The sequence below is a fragment of the Ligilactobacillus apodemi DSM 16634 = JCM 16172 genome (assembly GCF_001434405.1).
GTDB lineage: Bacteria > Bacillota > Bacilli > Lactobacillales > Lactobacillaceae > Ligilactobacillus > Ligilactobacillus apodemi.
In genome coordinates, this window is record NZ_AZFT01000009.1 from 1 (window position 1) to 17,169 (window position 17,169).

General features: G+C 40.1%; 14 protein-coding genes. 1 reads left to right on the forward strand and 13 read right to left on the reverse strand.

Features of this window, described 5'->3' with window-relative positions; genetic code table 11:
- Window positions 1-375: 375 nt before the first annotated feature.
- The 13 genes from FC32_RS01570 to pth form a co-directional block, all read right to left on the reverse strand.
- Window positions 376-834 carry a GNAT family N-acetyltransferase gene (locus FC32_RS01570; protein ID WP_235722598.1) on the reverse strand — a complete coding sequence of 153 codons (459 nt, stop codon included), beginning with the start codon at window positions 832-834 and terminating at the stop codon, window positions 376-378.
- A gap of 73 nt (window positions 835-907) precedes the next feature.
- Entirely contained in the window at window positions 908-2,404 is a 1,497-nt protein-coding gene (gene lysS / locus FC32_RS01575; protein WP_025087920.1) for a lysine--tRNA ligase, read from the reverse strand.
- A gap of 87 nt (window positions 2,405-2,491) precedes the next feature.
- Window positions 2,492-3,475, reverse strand: coding sequence for a tRNA dihydrouridine synthase DusB (gene dusB / locus FC32_RS01580; protein ID WP_035460232.1), 984 nt, complete (start codon window positions 3,473-3,475; stop codon window positions 2,492-2,494).
- 70 nt (window positions 3,476-3,545) lie between these two features.
- Window positions 3,546-4,433: an Hsp33 family molecular chaperone HslO gene (gene hslO, locus FC32_RS01585; protein WP_025087921.1), complete on the reverse strand. Its 888-nt coding sequence runs from the start codon at window positions 4,431-4,433 to the stop codon at window positions 3,546-3,548.
- Window positions 4,434-4,649: 216 nt separating this feature from the next.
- A complete protein-coding gene (gene ftsH, locus FC32_RS01590; protein ID WP_025087922.1) occupies window positions 4,650-6,776 on the reverse strand; it encodes an ATP-dependent zinc metalloprotease FtsH in 2,127 nt (708 codons plus the stop codon).
- 78 nt (window positions 6,777-6,854) lie between these two features.
- Entirely contained in the window at window positions 6,855-7,397 is a 543-nt protein-coding gene (hpt, locus tag FC32_RS01595) for a hypoxanthine phosphoribosyltransferase (protein ID WP_025087923.1), read from the reverse strand.
- Window positions 7,387-8,751 (reverse strand): tRNA lysidine(34) synthetase TilS, encoded by a 1,365-nt coding sequence (gene tilS, locus FC32_RS01600; protein WP_056957216.1) that lies wholly within the window; start codon window positions 8,749-8,751, stop codon window positions 7,387-7,389. Before tilS ends, hpt begins: the two co-directional genes overlap by 11 nt.
- A gap of 71 nt (window positions 8,752-8,822) precedes the next feature.
- Window positions 8,823-9,317: a S1 domain-containing RNA-binding protein gene (locus FC32_RS01605; RefSeq protein ID WP_025087924.1), complete on the reverse strand. Its 495-nt coding sequence runs from the start codon at window positions 9,315-9,317 to the stop codon at window positions 8,823-8,825.
- 80 nt (window positions 9,318-9,397) lie between these two features.
- Complete coding sequence (locus tag FC32_RS01610) at window positions 9,398-9,811, reverse strand: FtsB family cell division protein (protein ID WP_025087925.1); 414 nt, start codon at window positions 9,809-9,811, stop codon at window positions 9,398-9,400.
- A gap of 92 nt (window positions 9,812-9,903) precedes the next feature.
- Window positions 9,904-10,173 carry an RNA-binding S4 domain-containing protein gene (locus FC32_RS01615; RefSeq protein WP_025087926.1) on the reverse strand — a complete coding sequence of 90 codons (270 nt, stop codon included), beginning with the start codon at window positions 10,171-10,173 and terminating at the stop codon, window positions 9,904-9,906.
- Window positions 10,170-11,759 carry a putative polysaccharide biosynthesis protein gene (locus FC32_RS01620; protein WP_025087927.1) on the reverse strand — a complete coding sequence of 530 codons (1,590 nt, stop codon included), beginning with the start codon at window positions 11,757-11,759 and terminating at the stop codon, window positions 10,170-10,172. Before FC32_RS01620 ends, FC32_RS01615 begins: the two co-directional genes overlap by 4 nt.
- Window positions 11,756-15,271 (reverse strand): transcription-repair coupling factor, encoded by a 3,516-nt coding sequence (gene mfd / locus FC32_RS01625; protein WP_025087928.1) that lies wholly within the window; start codon window positions 15,269-15,271, stop codon window positions 11,756-11,758. Before mfd ends, FC32_RS01620 begins: the two co-directional genes overlap by 4 nt.
- Window positions 15,272-15,291: 20 nt before the next feature.
- Entirely contained in the window at window positions 15,292-15,858 is a 567-nt protein-coding gene (gene pth, locus FC32_RS01630) for an aminoacyl-tRNA hydrolase (protein WP_025087929.1), read from the reverse strand.
- Window positions 15,859-16,145: 287 nt separating this feature from the next.
- On the opposite strand from pth, the gene FC32_RS01635 reads away from it, so the two are divergent.
- On the forward strand, window positions 16,146-17,108 hold the full coding sequence (locus FC32_RS01635) for an L-lactate dehydrogenase (RefSeq protein ID WP_025087930.1): 963 nt from the start codon (window positions 16,146-16,148) through the stop codon (window positions 17,106-17,108).
- The last annotated feature ends 61 nt before the right edge of the window (window positions 17,109-17,169 follow it).

Genomic DNA, 17,169 nt, shown 5'->3' on the forward strand with positions numbered 1-17,169 from the left:
AGACCCTGCACATTTGCTTATCGAAACTTTGTTCAGTTTTCAAAGATCTACTTGTTGCTCTCTAACAAACAACATAAAACATTTTAACAAACATCTCAGTTGTTGTCAACAACTTTTTGAATTAATTTTTAAAAGTTTTTTTCAAGCGACTAACTTATAATAACAATCAGCACTTTAAAAGTCAACAACTTTTTTTAATTAATTAACTGCTGTAACAAATCAGCTTTTATATAATAGCATGACTAACAAGTTAATGTCAATATAATTTTTAAATTATTTTTCAGCAACTTGCTCCGTATCAGCAACTTTTATAGTATAGCAAGAAAACAAATTAATCGTCAAGAACTTTTTTTGCTTTTATAAAAAATTCCAATCTCACTCACAAACATCTTTTATCTTTTCCATCACAAAATTAGTTAACCCTACTCCTTCACGCCAAACTTGCTGTTTTTTAATAACAACATATCCTCTTTGTTCAAAAAAAGGACGCGCCGTCAATGACGCATGCGTTATGATGTGGTCACCACCAAACTTTTCTAACCGATCACATAAAGCAGTGGCCACCTCTCTTCTCAAATGATCAGCAGAAACAAACAGATGGCCTAGATAGCCACTTTCATCGATTTCACCAAAACCGATTATCCGTCCCGCCTCAACTGCTACTAAGCTATATTTTTTTGCTAAGCGTTGCTGCCAAATCGTGGGATCTGTATTACCTTTTGTCCAAGCAGCTAATTGCTCTTGAGAATAATCCTTTGCATTAACAGTCTGCACAGTGGTATAAAATAGCTCAGCGATTTGTTTTTGATCACCAAATTGATATTTTCTGATCATAATGTCTTTCCTTTCTTTACTTAAAACGACAAAAAAATACCGTGACTACTAGCCACAGTATTTTTAGTATTTATTAGTTATTTTCGATTGGACGCATTGTTGGGAATAATAAGACATCACGAATGGATGGCGCATCCGTTAAGAGCATGACCAAACGATCGATCCCGATTCCTAAACCACCTGTTGGAGGCATCCCATATTCCATCGCTTCGATGTAGTCTTCGTCAATTCCTTCGGCTTCATCGTTACCAGCTTGACGCTCTTCTACTTGTGCTTCGAAACGTTCACGTTGATCGATCGGATCATTTAATTCAGTAAAGGCATTAGCGTATTCACTACCTAAAATAAATAATTCGAAACGATCAGTAAAACGAGGATCTTCGGCATTCTTCTTAGCTAAAGGTGAGATTTCTACTGGGTGACCGTAAACAAAAGTTGGGTCAACAATTTTTTCTTCACAGAATTGTTCAAAGAATTCATTGATGATATGACCAACTTTCCAGTATTGTTCATAGTGAACCCCGTGTTCATCAGCTAAAGCACGCGCTTCTTCGATCGTCATTTCTTGCCAGAAATCAACACCAGTATATTCTTTGATGATATCGACCATATGAACACGTTTAAATGGCTTACCAAAGTCAATATCTTTTCCTTGGTAATTGATGATATTGTTGTTTGAAACTACAGCTACAGCGGCCTTAAAGATCCCTTCAGTTTCATCCATAACATCTTTGAAGTCAAAGTAAGCTGCATATGATTCAAGCATCGTAAATTCTGGGTTATGGCGTGTATCGATCCCTTCATTTCGGAAGACACGACCGATTTCATAAACCCGTTCCATCCCCCCGACGATCAAACGCTTCAAGTGCAATTCAAGCGCGATACGTAAGTATAATTCAATGTCTAAGGCATTATGATGAGTGATAAATGGACGAGCTGCTGCACCACCAGCTTGAGTATGTAACACTGGCGTTTCAACTTCTAGGAAACCTTCACCATCTAAATAACGACGAATTGCGGAAACAATGCGACTACGGCTAACAAAACGGTCATAGCTTTCCTTATTTGAAATCAAATCTAAGTAACGTTGACGATAGATTTGTTCTACGTCTTGAAGACCATGCCATTTGTCTGGTAATGGACGCAAAGCTTTGGATAAGAAAGTCAATTCTGTAACTTTAAGTGTCAATTCACCCATGTCAGTCTTAATGACATAGCCCTTGATCCCTAAGAAATCACCTAAATCAGAGCGTTTGAAGATATGATACATTTCTTCGCCCACTTCATCTTTACGGATGTAAAGTTGCATTCTGCCAGTGCGGTCTTGCAAGTCAGCAAAGCCAACTTTACCTTTACCACGCTTAGCCACCATTCGACCAGCGATCGTTGCTGTGATCCCTAAATCATTTAATTCGTCTTTATCCATTTCACCATATTTGTCATGCAAATCTTGGTTCATTGCATCACGTTCGAAACGATGACCAAATGGATCGATTCCTTCTTCACGTAATTCTTGCATCTTTTCACGACGCACACGTAATTGGTCATTCATATTCTGTTGATTAGCCATTAAAAGTCCTCACTTTCCAATTCCTTACTATTTTTCTAATTATAGCATACTCAAAAGTTATAATTAACGCTTTATTTGGTTGCCTAATTAGCGTGTTACCATATTAGCTAAGAAATTATCGAAAATCTCTTGCATTTCTTGTTCAGTTGCAGCCGAATTCAAAGCTGCTTTGGTCCGGGCTGAACGTGGGATCCCTTTTAAATAATACGCTGCTTGAGAACGAAATTCTTTTGGTCCGACCACTTCACCTTTAGCCTTAACCAGACGATGTAAATGTTCTTTAGCAACCGCGATTTTTTCTGCTGGTGCTGGTTCTTCTAGAAGTTCACCTGTTTCTAGATAGTGCGCAGTTTGCTTAACGATCCACGGATTCCCTAAAGCTGCTCGCCCGATCATTACTGCATCAGCGCCAACTTCATCTAACATTTGTTTAGCTTCTTGTGGCGTACGTACATCCCCATTACCGATAAATGGGATCTCAGTTACTTTGCTAGCCACATCATGCAATAATTCCCAGTCTGCATGACCTGAGTAAAGTTGCTTACGTGTTCGACCGTGCATTGCTAAAGCACTAGCTCCTGCTTCTTGGGCAGCTAAAGCATTTTCGACCGCTAAAATATGGTCTTCATCCCAACCAGTTCTCATCTTGACTGTCACAGGTTTTTCAACGGATGAAGATACTGCTTTGACCATTTCATAGACTTTATCTGGATCAAGTAACCACCGTGCACCTGCATCAGTTTTGGTGACTTTAGGCACTGGACAGCCCATATTGATATCAATAATGTCTGTATTGGTATTTTCCGCCACAAATTGGGCTGCTTCAACTAAAGTTTCTTTGCTCCCACCAAAAATTTGAACACTAGCAGGATGTTCACTTGGATCGACAAATAACATTTCAAGGGTTTTCTTATTGCGGAAATGGATCCCCTTATCTGAGATCATTTCACATACGACCATGCCTGCCCCAAATTCTTTACAGATCATCCGAAAGGCTACGTTGGTCACACCGGCCATTGGTGCAACGACTACTTGGTTTGGAATCGTCACATCCCCGATTTTCCATTCCATGGATCTAGTTCACCTCATAAATTATAGTTTTGTTTCGTTTGTTGATAATAGCATACTTTTTAACAAACGACTACTTTTCATTTGCATTTTTTACGATCTCACGCAATTCATCTTCTGAAAAATGATATTCCTTATTGCAGAAATGACAAAGCGCAGTTGCGCCATGATCTTCCTTGATCATTTCTTCAACGTCGGCTACTGGCAAACTTGCCAACGCTTGAGCAAAACGATCTTTTGAGCAATCACATTTATATGCTACTGGTTTTGTTTCTAAGATCTCAAGATTTTCTTCATCAAAGATCTTAGCCAAAATCTCTTCTGGCGTAAGACCTTCACGCATCATTTCTGAAACAAGGGGTAATTCCTTTAGGCGTGTTTCTAATTTAGCCAACACTTCTTCCGTCGCCCCTGGCATAACTTGAATCAAAAAGCCACCGGCAGTTTGGATCGAATTATCATCATTTACAAAGACCGATAACCCGACCGCCGAAGGAATTTGCTCTGATTTAGCAAGATAGTAAGTAAAGTCTTCACCCAATTCACCTGAGACAAGGGGTACTTGACCGGTAAAAGGTTCTTTTAACCCTAAGTCTTTGGTAACAGATAAAAAGCCACTCGTTCCCACGGCACCTTTAACGTCGATCTTGTGATTATCATTTAAAGGCAAATGAATGTGTGGGTGTTGAACATAGCCTTTAACGGTTCCGTTTGCATTACCATCAACGACAATCGCACCTAAAGGACCGTCGCCATCAACTCTAACAGTCATTTTTCCTTCACCTTTTAAGGAAGCTTCCGCTAACATCAATGTTGCCACCAATGTCCGTCCTAAGGCAGCAGAAGCAGCGCTCCAAGTATCGTGAAAAACTTGAGCTTGACTAACAGTTTGGGTAGCATCCACAGCATAAGCCCGAATTTGTCCATCATACGCTAAACTTTTTACTAAATAATCTGACATTACAATACCTCCATCATATTTTCAATTAATTATATTTTATCAGGGTGTGAACCTAGGCGCTAGGTGCGTTAGGATAACTCCCTTTGACCTAATGCGGGTTTGGCATTTTGGCTAAGGAAGTTAGACTCTAGCTCCTGCCTAGGTGAACAAATATAGGGAGAAAGCAAGTTGTCACCCTGTAGTTCAACTTACTTCCTCCCTATACCTTATTTTAGACTAAGCCTTATCTGAATCATCATCATCTTTGTCTTTTTTTGGATAAAAGACTGTCGTTTGTGATTTTTCATCAACTTCTCCGTCTTTTTCACTTGGAAAAGCTGTCTTATCTTCGTCTGTTTCTTTATTTTCGCGCTTAGCTGCTTCCTTACGTTCCAAAGCTTCTTTGGATTCTTCAAAAGTCGTTGCGGTCGATTTTTCACTTGGGAACTCATCTTCATTTTGCGCTGGCATCTTACCAGTCTTATACAAGCTGAGGATTTGTTTTTCATCAAGTGTTTCGTATTCAAGCAATGCTTCAGCGATCACTTTATGTTGTTCTTTATGTTCTTCAATGATCTTCTTAGCTAATTGCATCCCTTCTTCAGAGAGACGTTTAACTTCTTCGTCAATTGCATTAGCAGTATTGATCGAGAATGGTGATTGACCAGGAACAGCGTCACCGGCAAACATGCCACTTTGACCTTCATATTGAACAGGTCCTAATTGATCACTCATCCCGTATTCAGTTACCATCGCACGTGCTAATTGCGTTGCTTGTTGGAAGTCATTTGAAGCACCCGAAGATTGTTGACCAAAGATAAGTTCTTCAGCAGCACGACCACCCATTAAACCAGCGATCTGTTCTTGCATATCTTTCTTAGATAACAACATTTGATCTTCTTTTGGCAACATAATAGCGTAACCGCCAGCACGACCACGTGGGACGATCGTTACTTTGTGAACGACCCGCGCATCATTTAAGACTAAACCAACGATCGTATGACCTGCTTCGTGGTAAGCCACCGTTTCGCGTTCTTTCTTACTGATGACACGATCACGTTTAGCTGGACCTGCAATAACACGGTCTTCAGCTTCATCAATATCGGAAGCATCGATCTTTTTCTTATCTCGTCTAGCAGCTAATAAAGCAGCTTCGTTTAATAAGTTTTCTAGATCGGCCCCTACAAAGCCCGGCGTTTGTTTAGCGATCGTCTTAAGATCAACATCTTTAGCCAATGGCTTGTTCTTAGCGTGAACTTTTAAGATCGCTTCACGACCCTTAACATCTGGACGACCAACTAAGATCTTCCGGTCAAAACGACCTGGACGAAGTAACGCTGGATCCAAGACATCAGAACGGTTTGTCGCAGCCATCACGATGACACCTTCATCACCTTCGAAACCATCCATTTCAACTAACAATTGGTTCAAAGTTTGTTCCCGTTCATCATGGCCACCGCCCATGCCGTTACCACGACGACGACCGACCGCATCGATTTCATCGATAAAGATGATCGATGGAGCATTCTTTTTCGCATTTTCAAATAAATCACGCACACGGCTAGCACCGACACCGACAAACATTTCTACGAAGTCAGAACCTGAAATCGAGAAGAATGGTACGCCAGCTTCACCGGCAACAGCTTTAGCAAGTAAAGTTTTACCTGTTCCGGGAGGTCCTTCAAGTAAGACACCAGATGGGATCCGTGCACCTAAAGACAAGAATTTACGTGGGTCACGTAAGAATTCGACCACTTCGACCAACTCTTGTTTTTCTTCTTCAGCACCAGCAACGTCAGAAAAGCGTACTTTATTGTTTTGCTTTTCAACGGGCTTAGCTTTGGACTTACCAAAGTTCATCACACCACGACCATTGCCACCACCTTGACCAGCTTGTCCCATCATCAAGTAGAAGAAGAAGATAAAGAAGACAAGCGGTAATACATAGATCAGCAATTGAACCCAGATGCTACTTGATTCTTCTTCCTTAGCGCCATAACTGATCTTATTTTTCTCAGCATATGACTTGATCTGACTTACCGTAGCATCATTCGTTAGCACATTAGTAGTAAATGTTGTCGCTTTCGAAGAGGTACCAGCGATTCCTGTAAGGCCCCCGGTTTTTTCGACCGTAACAGCTTTACGATAGGTACCCGTGATCCGATAAGTGCTACCAGCGGGTTGAATTGTAAAATCTTTAACATTATTTTTCTTCAATTCACTGATGAATTGGCTTGTTTGGATCTGTTGTGTTTGAGAACTGCCTCTATTGCCTGTAAAGTAATAAAGTGCCCCCATAATACCAAGGAAAATCACAATATAAAACAGACTATTTTTTAGTAGCCCATTTCTGTTATTCTTCATGGCGGTCCTCCTTATTATTAAGTTTTATTTTTTAACGTTATCGAACCAATAATATCACATTTGACTAATATTGACCAATTAATTGTTTTCGTAAACTTCAGGTTTTAAAATTCCAACATATGGCAAGTTGCGGTAATGTCCAGTGTAATCCAAACCATAACCCACAACAAATTCATTTGGCACTTCAAAACCAACATAATCTGGCACGACAGACTTTACGCGACGCTCTGGTTTATCAAGTAAAGTACAGATCTTGACAGAAGCAGCTTGACGGTGTTTGAGTAATTCAACTAAACGTTCCAAAGTCCGCCCCGTGTCGATAATGTCTTCAACAATCAAAACATGACGACTCTTGACCGAAACATCAAGGTCTTTTACGATCTTCACTTCGCCCGATGATTCAGTCGCATCGCCATAACTTGACACATCCATGAAATCAAGTTCACAATATGTGTCGATTTGGCGCACAATATCAGCCATAAATAGCACTGCACCCTTTAAGACACAGATCACGAGCGGATTTTTGTCCTTTAAGTCTGTGGTGATCTGTTTTCCTAATTTGGCAGTGATCTCTTCAATTTCTTGCTGGCTATATAAAATCTCTTTGATATCATTGTTCATCTTTATTTACCTCTCTTCGCAAAACAACTATGTATTGAATTTTAGCATTTACAGCGCGCGGTGACAAATCAGTTTTTTTCACTCCAATGACCCAAAATATTTCGTCATTTTCAGTCGCTAAACACCACAGCTCGTCTCTTTTTGCTGTAGGGATCTTTTGATCGATCAAAATTTTTTTGACTTTTTGGTGCCCCACCGATGTCAATAAGCGATCGCCTGGATGCCGTTTTCTTAAATAAAGGGGCAAGGAGTCTTTTGAGACTAACAAAACTTCATCATGCATATTTAGTCGAAACTCAGCTGGCACAAAAATCCCAATCTTTGTTTTGTTTCCTAATGAATGCCACTGTCCGACTTGTAGTTTAATTTTTTTAGTTGATGTTGTTTTTTCTTTTGGTTTAGTTTCAAGCCTAAACACATCATACTCTTTTTTTAAAATCAGCTCTTGATTTAAAGTAATACTTCCTTGTGGCTTGGCATTATTTTGTAATAACTGCATAACTTGCTTTAATTGTTTTTGCTCAAGTACCAAGGAATTTTCCACAAATAATTGGCGCAAAGTCAGCTCTTGCCAAGCTAAAGAAAGCTCTTGTAACTTAAAAATACTGTAACCTTTTGCGGTCAAAAGACGAGCCAATTTTTCTTGTGCAACTTCTTCACAGCCTTGTAGAAGAACCGCCAGTTGGTCACTATACTCGGTCACATGTGACAAAAAATGTGGATTTTCCTGTTTTAATTTGGGGACTATCTTGTGACGGATGCGATTTCTAAAATATGCCGAACTTTGATTAGTTTCATCCTCGAAAAAAAACAAGTCTTTTTCTTTAGCAAAATCAGCCAGTTGTTGTTTTGAAAAAGCCAATAAGGGACGCACTAATTTAGTGTTTTTTGCAAAAGAACGCGCTGTTTTTATCCCTACTAATTGGGCTATATCGCCACCACGAACTAATTTCATTAAAAATGTTTCCGCTTGATCGTCACCATGATGCGCCGTCAACAGGTATAAGATCTTTTCTTTTTGCATGATCTCGTTAAAAAAAGCATAGCGCACGTTACGCGCTGCATTTTCGATCCCAGTTTTGGGGTGATCTTGCCAAACTTTCACAAATAAAGGCAAGTGGCTTTTTTCACAGTACGCTTGAATAAATTGCGTTTCAGCTTGACTTTGCACCCGGAGTTGATGGTCAATGTAAGCAACATAAATCTGTGGGCGCAACTTAGGGGGAAGATGTTGAACTAACCACAATAACACCATCGAATCGACCCCCGTAGAAACTGCCACCAAGACCTTTTGTGACGGTAAGATCTTTAATTGACGCCACTGTTTGACAAATTTTTGTTCGACTGTCTGCATAACTTTCTCACTTTCTTAATGTAAGGGAAAAAGGCTGTGACATCCAAGTGTCACAGCCTTTTTTACCTTGACTAGCTCCGACGGCCGCCACGACCACCGCGCTTGCCTTCCGTATTTCGTTTCAAAGAGGTTAAGCGTTCATCGCTTTCTTTTAAGAAACCAGCCAATAAAGAGTCGAAGTCTTTCTTTTTGTTATCAGCTTTACGCCCGAAGGAACGTGCCTTACCTGTATTGCTGTTATTTCGGTGATTATTTCCTCGATTTGAGTGGCCTTCGTTTTCACGGCGACCATGCTCTTCACGTGTATTCTTACCAAAATCCTTTTTAACACTGTCATCTGCCTTGCGGATCGAAAGACTGATTTTACCATCATTTCCGACCGAAAGCACTTTGACTTTTACTTCATCCCCTACAGTCAGCACATCATGAATGTCTTTAACAAAATTATTTGAAACTTCACTGATATGAACCAAGCCAGTCTTTTTATCCCCTAAATCTACAAAAGCTCCAAAATTAGTGATCCCGGATACCTTGCCGTTGACTTTTTCTCCGACTTCAATTGACATAAAAAATTTTTTCCTCCTAGAAATGTTCTAATAAAACACCACTAAGTATATCATGATACGCTTAGTTTAACCAAAAAAATTTATTTTGTGGAACTAGCGCTACTTGAAGACGATTCAGTTGGCAAATTATAGATTGTTTCACCATCTTTGGAATAGTAGTATTTTTCACGGATCAATTTCTCAAGATAATCTTGATTATTAAGTTGTTTTACCCTGATCTTTAAACTCGAATTTTCTTTAGTGATCTTCTTTAAATTTTTTTGTGCCGTTTGGGTCTGTTGTTTGACCGCATGTGCTTGCCACAAGTTTCTTCCTGTTTGGAAGATCCCCACACCTAAGACCACTATGGCCGCAAACATGATCGTGCGCATAATGAGTTTATGGCGTTTAAGTTGTTTATTTTTAGTCGTAGTTCGTTCTTTATCCGCCACCTTTTGACGGTAATATTCGTTATCAATAACTCTGATCTTCTTTTGATTTTGGTTCTTCTTCATGTTAAAAAATCCTCATTAGGGCTTTTTTCCCCTTGACTGATAAAACGTTTTTCTCACGAAGATTATACCAAAATTTGCCTAAAAAATTCAATTTAGAGCCTAAAATCTTCCTTATATTTTTCACTTAAGATCTCATACATCCCTAAAGCTTCATCTTTTTTAGTTGTATCTTTGAGTTCAAGGACTTTTAGTTGCAAAACTTTATTGCCAAAATTAATCGTCAAAATATCACCTACATTGACTTCACTGGCAGATTTAGCAACCTTTTCATTGATCGTGATCCGTCCTTGATCTGCAATTTGTTTAGCCACGCTGCGACGCTTGATCACACGTGACACTTTTAAATATTTATCTAATCTCATATTTGTTCCCCTTTTCTAGTTAATTTTTGCCAAACTTTGAGGATCTTCTTTCCTCCTGGTAACATCAACCATTCGCGCACAGAAAATAATTTAAACGCTAACGCTGACACCACAAAAACAATTGCCCCTAAACTAGCACCGACTAACGAGATAAACAAAGTATCCATTCGGGTATTGCCGATCAAATGACTGTAGACGAGCACAAAAGCTTTAACTACGATCAGCATATTGACCGTTGTCGCCCCTAATTTGAGCCAAAAATGCCCTTCAGAAAACAGGCCCCGGATAAGCTCAGGGCTAAAGACTAAAATAAAACCTAACGCAACTAACAAACTAAGCACCGTAGCCACGCTTGCCCCCATCAGATCTAAGCGCCCGATCAACCACACATTGAGGACAAATTTTACAACGATCGCCGCTAAAAGTCCAACTACGGTGATCAAAAATTGGTTCAAACTTTGTAAGATCGAGTTATACGTCCCGATCAAAGTAATAAAAACCACACTAAAAATGTACATCGATAGTTCGCGACTCAACAGCGCATCCCCAAATAATAAAGTATTGATCTGGGGCATCAAAACGATCATCCCAAAAGCAGCTGCAACTGAGATCGTAATACTGATCCGCAACATAACTTTGGAGATTCGGCGAAATTCCGCCATCTTTTTATTTTTCAAAGCATGACTCAAAGTCGGTAATAATGTCGATGAAAACCCGACCGCTAAAACCATTCCTAATTGAAGCAATGGCTGACCACGATCATAGATCCCTTTTAAATTTTTAGCCGCTTCTGGTAAATAGCCGTTGTGTAATAAGCCCCGCACAACAGTAAACGAGTCGATCAATTGCAACAAGACCATCGTTGAGGCAAATAAGCAGATGATCACACCTTCCGTGAAAATTTTTTCTGTTAATTGTAAATAACTAAACCTAGGGACAGTTGTTTTCACGCGAAAATCGCGGCTAAAAAAGCGGACAAAACTAAAACAGGCCACGATCGCACCCGCACTTGAAGCAAACATCGCTAACGAGCCCATCTTGTAATAATCCCAGTTAAAGTGGGCAAACATAACGGCCGCTACAATGATCACAAAGACACGCATAAACTGCTCAGTCACTTGTGAGATCGCCGTTGGGACCATGTTAAAAGTTCCTTGATAATATCCACGTCCAACTGCCAAAAATGGCATGAATAGTAACATCCAAGAAACGCTGCGGATCAATGAGATCAGTGCCATATCCCCCATCGCACGCGCTAACAATGGCGCAAATAAACGAAGACCAAAAAATGATCCTAAGGAAAAAACACATAAGATCACAAAGATTTGTTGTGATAATTTGATTTTAGTGGCCTCATCATGTTGTTCTGCGATCAATTTAGAAATATAAACTGGAAAACCAGTCAACGCAAATGTCATGCAGATCCCATAGATCGGATAAACTTGTTGATAAACATAAAAACCAGTATTACCCACAATGTTTTCAAAGGGAATCCGATAAACGGCACTTAAGATCTTAGCGATCAAAGAAGCGATCGATAAGATCAAGGCCCCTTTCATGGTCTTTTTTACTTGTTCATTTTTCATTTGACTGTTTCCTCAACTCTAGGCGAATTATCGATCGCAACCATCAAATTAAACATCAATTGTTGTAATTGTGGCAATAAAATATCTTTTTGCCGTGGTTGGAACGTTACATTGATCAACGTCTTTTTATCTTTATTACTAAAGCTTGTTCCAACTTCGAGATCATCACAAGCCGTCACTAGTTTCGCTGCATCATATTTATCTTGACTACTTGACGCTAATTCTACTTGAACTTTATTGGCACCAACTTGTGTAATGCTTTCAACTAAAGCATGATCAGCATAGAGTTTTAAAAGCCCGATCTCAAGCAAAGTTGCGACTTCTGTTGGATATTCACCAAAACGATCAAGCAGATCTTCTTTGATCTCTTCATACTGCTCTTTACTGTTCATTTGATGGATCCGTTTATAGATCTCGATCTTTTGGCGGGCATCTTCAAGATAGGATTCTGGTAGGTAAGCTTCTAAATCAAGGTCGATCTGACAATCGGTCTTAGCTTGCGGTTTGACCCCACGTTTTTTAGCGACTGCTTCATTTAGCATTTGGGTGTAAAGTTCATAACCGACCGAATCAATAAAGCCGTGTTGTTGTTTACCTAAAAGATTACCTGCCCCACGGATCGACAAATCACGCATTGCGATCTTAAAGCCTGAGCCTAGTTCCGTAAAATCCTTAATGGCTTCTAATCTTTTTTCACTCACTTCGGTCAAAACTTTATCAGGCTGGTACATAAAGTAAGCATAAGCCACCCGGTTAGAGCGCCCGACACGACCGCGCAGTTGGTAAAGTTGTGCTAAGCCCATCTTATCAGCATTTTCAACAAATAAAGTATTAGCATTTGGAATATCAACACCGGTCTCAATGATCGTTGTGGTCACTAAAACGTCATATTGTCCGGCAATAAAATCCATCAAGATCCCTTCGAGTTGATTTTCTGTCATTTGACCGTGAATGTAGGCGATCTTAGCTTCTGGCACGAGCGCTTGTAACTCTTCGACCTTTTTTTCAATATCGTCAACGCGATTATGCAAATAAAAGACCTGACCACCACGTGCCATTTCACGGCGGATCCCGTCAACGATCACCCCATAGTTTTGTTCCATCACGTAAGTTTGAATCGGGTAACGGTTCATCGGTGCCGTTTCGATCACTGACAAATCTCTGACCCCTAACATCGACATGTTTAACGTCCGGGGAATCGGCGTAGCAGTCAAGGTCAAAACGTCGACTGAAGATTTTAACTTCTTCAAACGTTCCTTATGCTTGACCCCAAAGCGTTGTTCTTCATCAATGATCAACAAACCTAAGTCTGCAAATTTCACATCTTGTGATAATAAACGGTGCGTACCGACAACGGCATCACATTCACCTGTTTTTAGTGCCTTTAATGTTTCTTCGATTTGTTTTTTCGTACTAAAACGCGACAAGATCCCCACATTAACGGGAAAACCTTCAAAGCGTGACACCATTGTTTCATAGTGTTGCTGTGCTAAAACCGTCGTTGGCGCTAAAAAGGCGACTTGTTTACCATCCTCGATCGCTTTAAAGGCAGCTCTTAAAGCAACTTCTGTCTTGCCATAACCTACATCACCGATCAACAAACGGTCCATCGGGCGTTCTTTTTGCATATCAGCTTTGATCTCTTTGACACTGCGCAATTGATCAGGTGTTTCTGAAAACGGAAAAGCTGCTTCAAATTCATGTTGATAGCTATCATCCGGGGGGAAAGCGTGGCCCTTATTTGCTTCACGTTTAGCATACAGTTCCACTAGTTCATCGGCGATATCCTCAATCTTAGCGGCGACTTTACTCTTGGTCTTAGCCCACTTATTGCCCCCTAATTTATTGATTCGTGGGGCTTTGCCTTCAGCGGAAACATATTTTTGGATCCGATCAAGTTGAGAGACCGGGATAAAAAGTTGCGCATCATCTTGATAAACGATCGTCATATAATCTTGATGTTTGCCCCCAACTTCAAGGGTCTGCATCCCCATAAAGCGCCCGATCCCGTGATTGACATGCACGATGTAATCACCTTTTTTGAGATCGGTATAACTTTTTAGCCGTTCAGCATTGCTCATCGTTTGTCGTTTTGGCTGTTTGCGCGTCTTTTGTGCAAACAACTCATTTTCACTTAAAACGATCAGCTTTATTTGCGGTAATTCAAAGCCAGAATTTAACGTACCTAAAGCGATCTGGACCTTACCTGGTTGTAAGTCATCTGTCGTGCTCAAGAGTGCTTCGATCCCAAAGTCAGCTAAGGTTTGTAAAGTCTTTGCTTGACGTTCTTTTGTTCCAACTAACAACACTACTGTCTCTTGGCTTTCTTGCCAACGCGTTGCTTCTGCTTTTAATAATGGCATTTGCCCAAAGAATTGTTGGACCATTCGGGCTTTAACATCAACTTGTTGGACAAAACGCAAGCGTCCCATGCCCTTTTGAAATAACGCTAAAAAGATCTCAGGACATTTTAGTTTTTTCTCTAAGTCGCTCAAATTATTTGCCAACACCGCCTTAGGCAAAAGGCGTTTTTTAGCCAATTGATCGACTTGCCACTGTTGTTCTTCTTGGCATAACTGCTTTTCTTTTTCACGTAAACGCGGATAGTCATCAAAAACAACTAGTCCGTCTGTTGCCAAATAATCAAACAAACTTGTTTTTTGCGGGTAAATGTACTCTGCAAGCGCTAGATCACTAGCCGCTAAATCTCCTTTATTAAAGCGTGCGACATGTTCGCCCAAAACTTCCATAAATTCAGTAGCATCTTTTTGTTTAGCACTTGCCTTTTCTAATGCTTGTGCGGCTTGTTGCAAATCTTCTTTAGTGGCAATAAAATCTGTTGCTGGTAATACTTCAATTTCTGTGATATTAGCTAAACTTCGCTGATCAGCTACCGAAAAAGTTCGTAAGGAATCTAATTCAGTATCAAAAAAATCAGCTCGAACCGGAACATCTTGCCCAAGGAAGAAAATATCCAAGATCGAACCTCTCAAGGCAAAATCTCCGGGGCGCTCAACTTGTTTTTGACGCATATAGCCCATTTGATGTAACTTTTCCACCAATTGAGTCAAATCATATTCTTGCCCCAACTTCAATTCAAATTTGCTTTGTTGCCATAATTCTTTTTGGGGCAAAAAGCGTCTGATCCCCGAAAGTGAAGTCACGACTATTTGCGGTTCTTCACTTGTAAGCGCGTCTAGTGCTAAGACTCGTTGTGCTTTAAATTCCGGTGAACTGGTCGCCATTTCTGAAGCCATCATTTCTTCGACAGGAAAAAGATGAACTTTAGCTGGCGGCAATACATTTTCTAAGTCATCAACTAATTGTTGGGCATGATAAAGATCATCACAGACCACGATCTGCGAAACTTTTTTGGCGGTGAAATTTTCCGCTAAAAAAAGCGTCTTTGCTGAACCTGAAAGTCCAGTTAGTAAATGCCTTCCTGGTTGCTTCAAATTTTCACTCCACGCTTTGACTTCTGGAATCCCAAAAAAGGCTTCCTTAAGTTTCATCATGAATTACAATTCCTTTCCTATTTATTACGATTGAATTTATTCATCACTTGGGCAAAATCATCCGTACCCAGCCATTCATCTAATGCAGCCACTGCATCTGCTTTTCCTAATTCAAAGTTTTCACTTTGTTCAGGAGTAAAACGCCCTAAGACCCAATCAACCACTTTAGTTTGTTTTGGATGATCGATCCCGACCCGTAAGCGCCCAAAGTTTTGCGTTCCTAAATGAGCAATCAAACTCTTGATGCCATTGTGCCCACCGGCTGAACCTTTTTGCCGCAAACGTAACCGTCCACAATCAAGATCCATATCATCGTAAACAACAATAATGTCATCTAGATCCAAATCATAAAAATCGACGATCTGACGCACTGCACGCCCTGACTCATTCATATAAGTTGTGGGCTTGGCCACTAAAACTTTTTCGCCAGCGACCATTCCATCAGCTAGTTGGGCATCAAACTTTTCCTTATTAAAGGAAAGTCCATGTTCAGCTGCAAACTGATCTACCACCATAAAGCCCGTATTATGACGTGTTTTGTCATAGCGACTACCAATATTACCTAAACCTACGATCAATTTCATATTTTCACTCAAAACCTTTCAACTTGAAAACGCTTTTCAAAATAAAATGCACCTACAGAAAAAAATGCACACTAAGTCATTTCACCTGAAACGTGGCAAAAAAGCGTACATTGGCTACTAAGATTTAATCGTCCTAGTAGAAACTATTTAATTTCCCTAAGTATAACATATTTTGTGAATCTCTTTGAAAAAATCTCACAAAGTCTTGAAATCTTTACACCATTTCTAAAAAAACATGTTATACTTAGGGAGTATCAATTAAGTTACTTAAGAAAGGATGAATTACTGTGTCAAAAACACAAAATCATCAAAAAGTTATTTTAGTCGGTGACGGCGCTGTTGGTTCTAGCTATGCTTATGCTATGGCTTTACAAGGAATTGCTGAAGAATTCGGTATCGTTGACGTTGTTAAAGAACGCACTGAAGGTGACGCATTAGACTTGATCGATGCTACAGGTTACACATATCCTAAGAAGATCTACTCTGCAGAATACTCTGACTGCAAAGATGCAGACTTAGTTGTTATCACTGCAGGTGCTCCTCAAAAGCCTGGTGAAACTCGTCTTGACCTTGTAAACAAGAACTTACGCATCTTGTCTTCGATCGTTAAACCAATCGTTGATTCTGGTTTTAACGGTATTTTCTTGGTTGCTGCTAACCCAGTTGATATCTTGACATATGCTACATGGAAGTTCTCTGGCTTCCCAACAGAACGCGTTTTAGGTTCTGGTACATCTTTGGATACAGCTCGTCTTCGTGTAGCAATGGCTGACCTTACAGGTATCAAAGATCCTCGTTCTATGCACGCATACATCATGGGTGAACACGGTGACTCTGAATTCGCTGCATACTCTTCTGCAACGATCGGTGGTGTGCCATTCTTAGATTGGGTAGAAGCAAACAACATCTCCCAAGAAACACTTGATAAGATGGAAGATGACGTCCGCAACAAAGCTTACGAGATCATCAACCGCAAGGGTGCTACATTCTACGGTGTTGCAGCCGCTCTTGCTCGTATTTCTAAAGCTATCTTACGTGACGAAGATACAGTATTGCCAGTTTCTGCATATATGGACGGTCAATATGGTTTACATGATATCTACATTGGTACACCAGCTGTAGTTAATGCTGACGGTATCAAGCAAGTTATCGAAGTTCCTTTGAACGAAAAAGAATTGAAACAAATGCAAGACTCTGCTAAGACTTTGAAAGAAGTTCTTACAGACGGTTTGAAGAGCTTAGAAGACTAAGCTTACTAGCATTTTTAGCTTTAACAGCCAGGCCTGAGCTTGGCTGTTTTTTTATTTTCTG

Bases quoted from the DNA above. Each gene is read 5' to 3' on its own strand.
- FC32_RS01570 (WP_235722598.1), bottom strand. From the start codon at position 834: ATGATCAGAAAATATCAATTTGGTGATCAAAAACAAATCGCTGAGCTA.
- lysS (WP_025087920.1), bottom strand. From the start codon at position 2,404: ATGGCTAATCAACAGAATATGAATGACCAATTACGTGTGCGTCGTGAA.
- dusB (WP_035460232.1), bottom strand. From the start codon at position 3,475: ATGGAATGGAAAATCGGGGATGTGACGATTCCAAACCAAGTAGTCGTT.
- hslO (WP_025087921.1), bottom strand. From the start codon at position 4,433: ATGTCAGATTATTTAGTAAAAAGTTTAGCGTATGATGGACAAATTCGG.
- ftsH (WP_025087922.1), bottom strand. From the start codon at position 6,776: ATGAAGAATAACAGAAATGGGCTACTAAAAAATAGTCTGTTTTATATT.
- hpt (WP_025087923.1), bottom strand. From the start codon at position 7,397: ATGAACAATGATATCAAAGAGATTTTATATAGCCAGCAAGAAATTGAA.
- tilS (WP_056957216.1), bottom strand. From the start codon at position 8,751: ATGCAGACAGTCGAACAAAAATTTGTCAAACAGTGGCGTCAATTAAAG.
- FC32_RS01605 (WP_025087924.1), bottom strand. From the start codon at position 9,317: ATGTCAATTGAAGTCGGAGAAAAAGTCAACGGCAAGGTATCCGGGATC.
- FC32_RS01610 (WP_025087925.1), bottom strand. From the start codon at position 9,811: ATGAAGAAGAACCAAAATCAAAAGAAGATCAGAGTTATTGATAACGAA.
- FC32_RS01615 (WP_025087926.1), bottom strand. From the start codon at position 10,173: ATGAGATTAGATAAATATTTAAAAGTGTCACGTGTGATCAAGCGTCGC.
- FC32_RS01620 (WP_025087927.1), bottom strand. From the start codon at position 11,759: ATGAAAAATGAACAAGTAAAAAAGACCATGAAAGGGGCCTTGATCTTA.
- mfd (WP_025087928.1), bottom strand. From the start codon at position 15,271: ATGAAACTTAAGGAAGCCTTTTTTGGGATTCCAGAAGTCAAAGCGTGG.
- pth (WP_025087929.1), bottom strand. From the start codon at position 15,858: ATGAAATTGATCGTAGGTTTAGGTAATATTGGTAGTCGCTATGACAAA.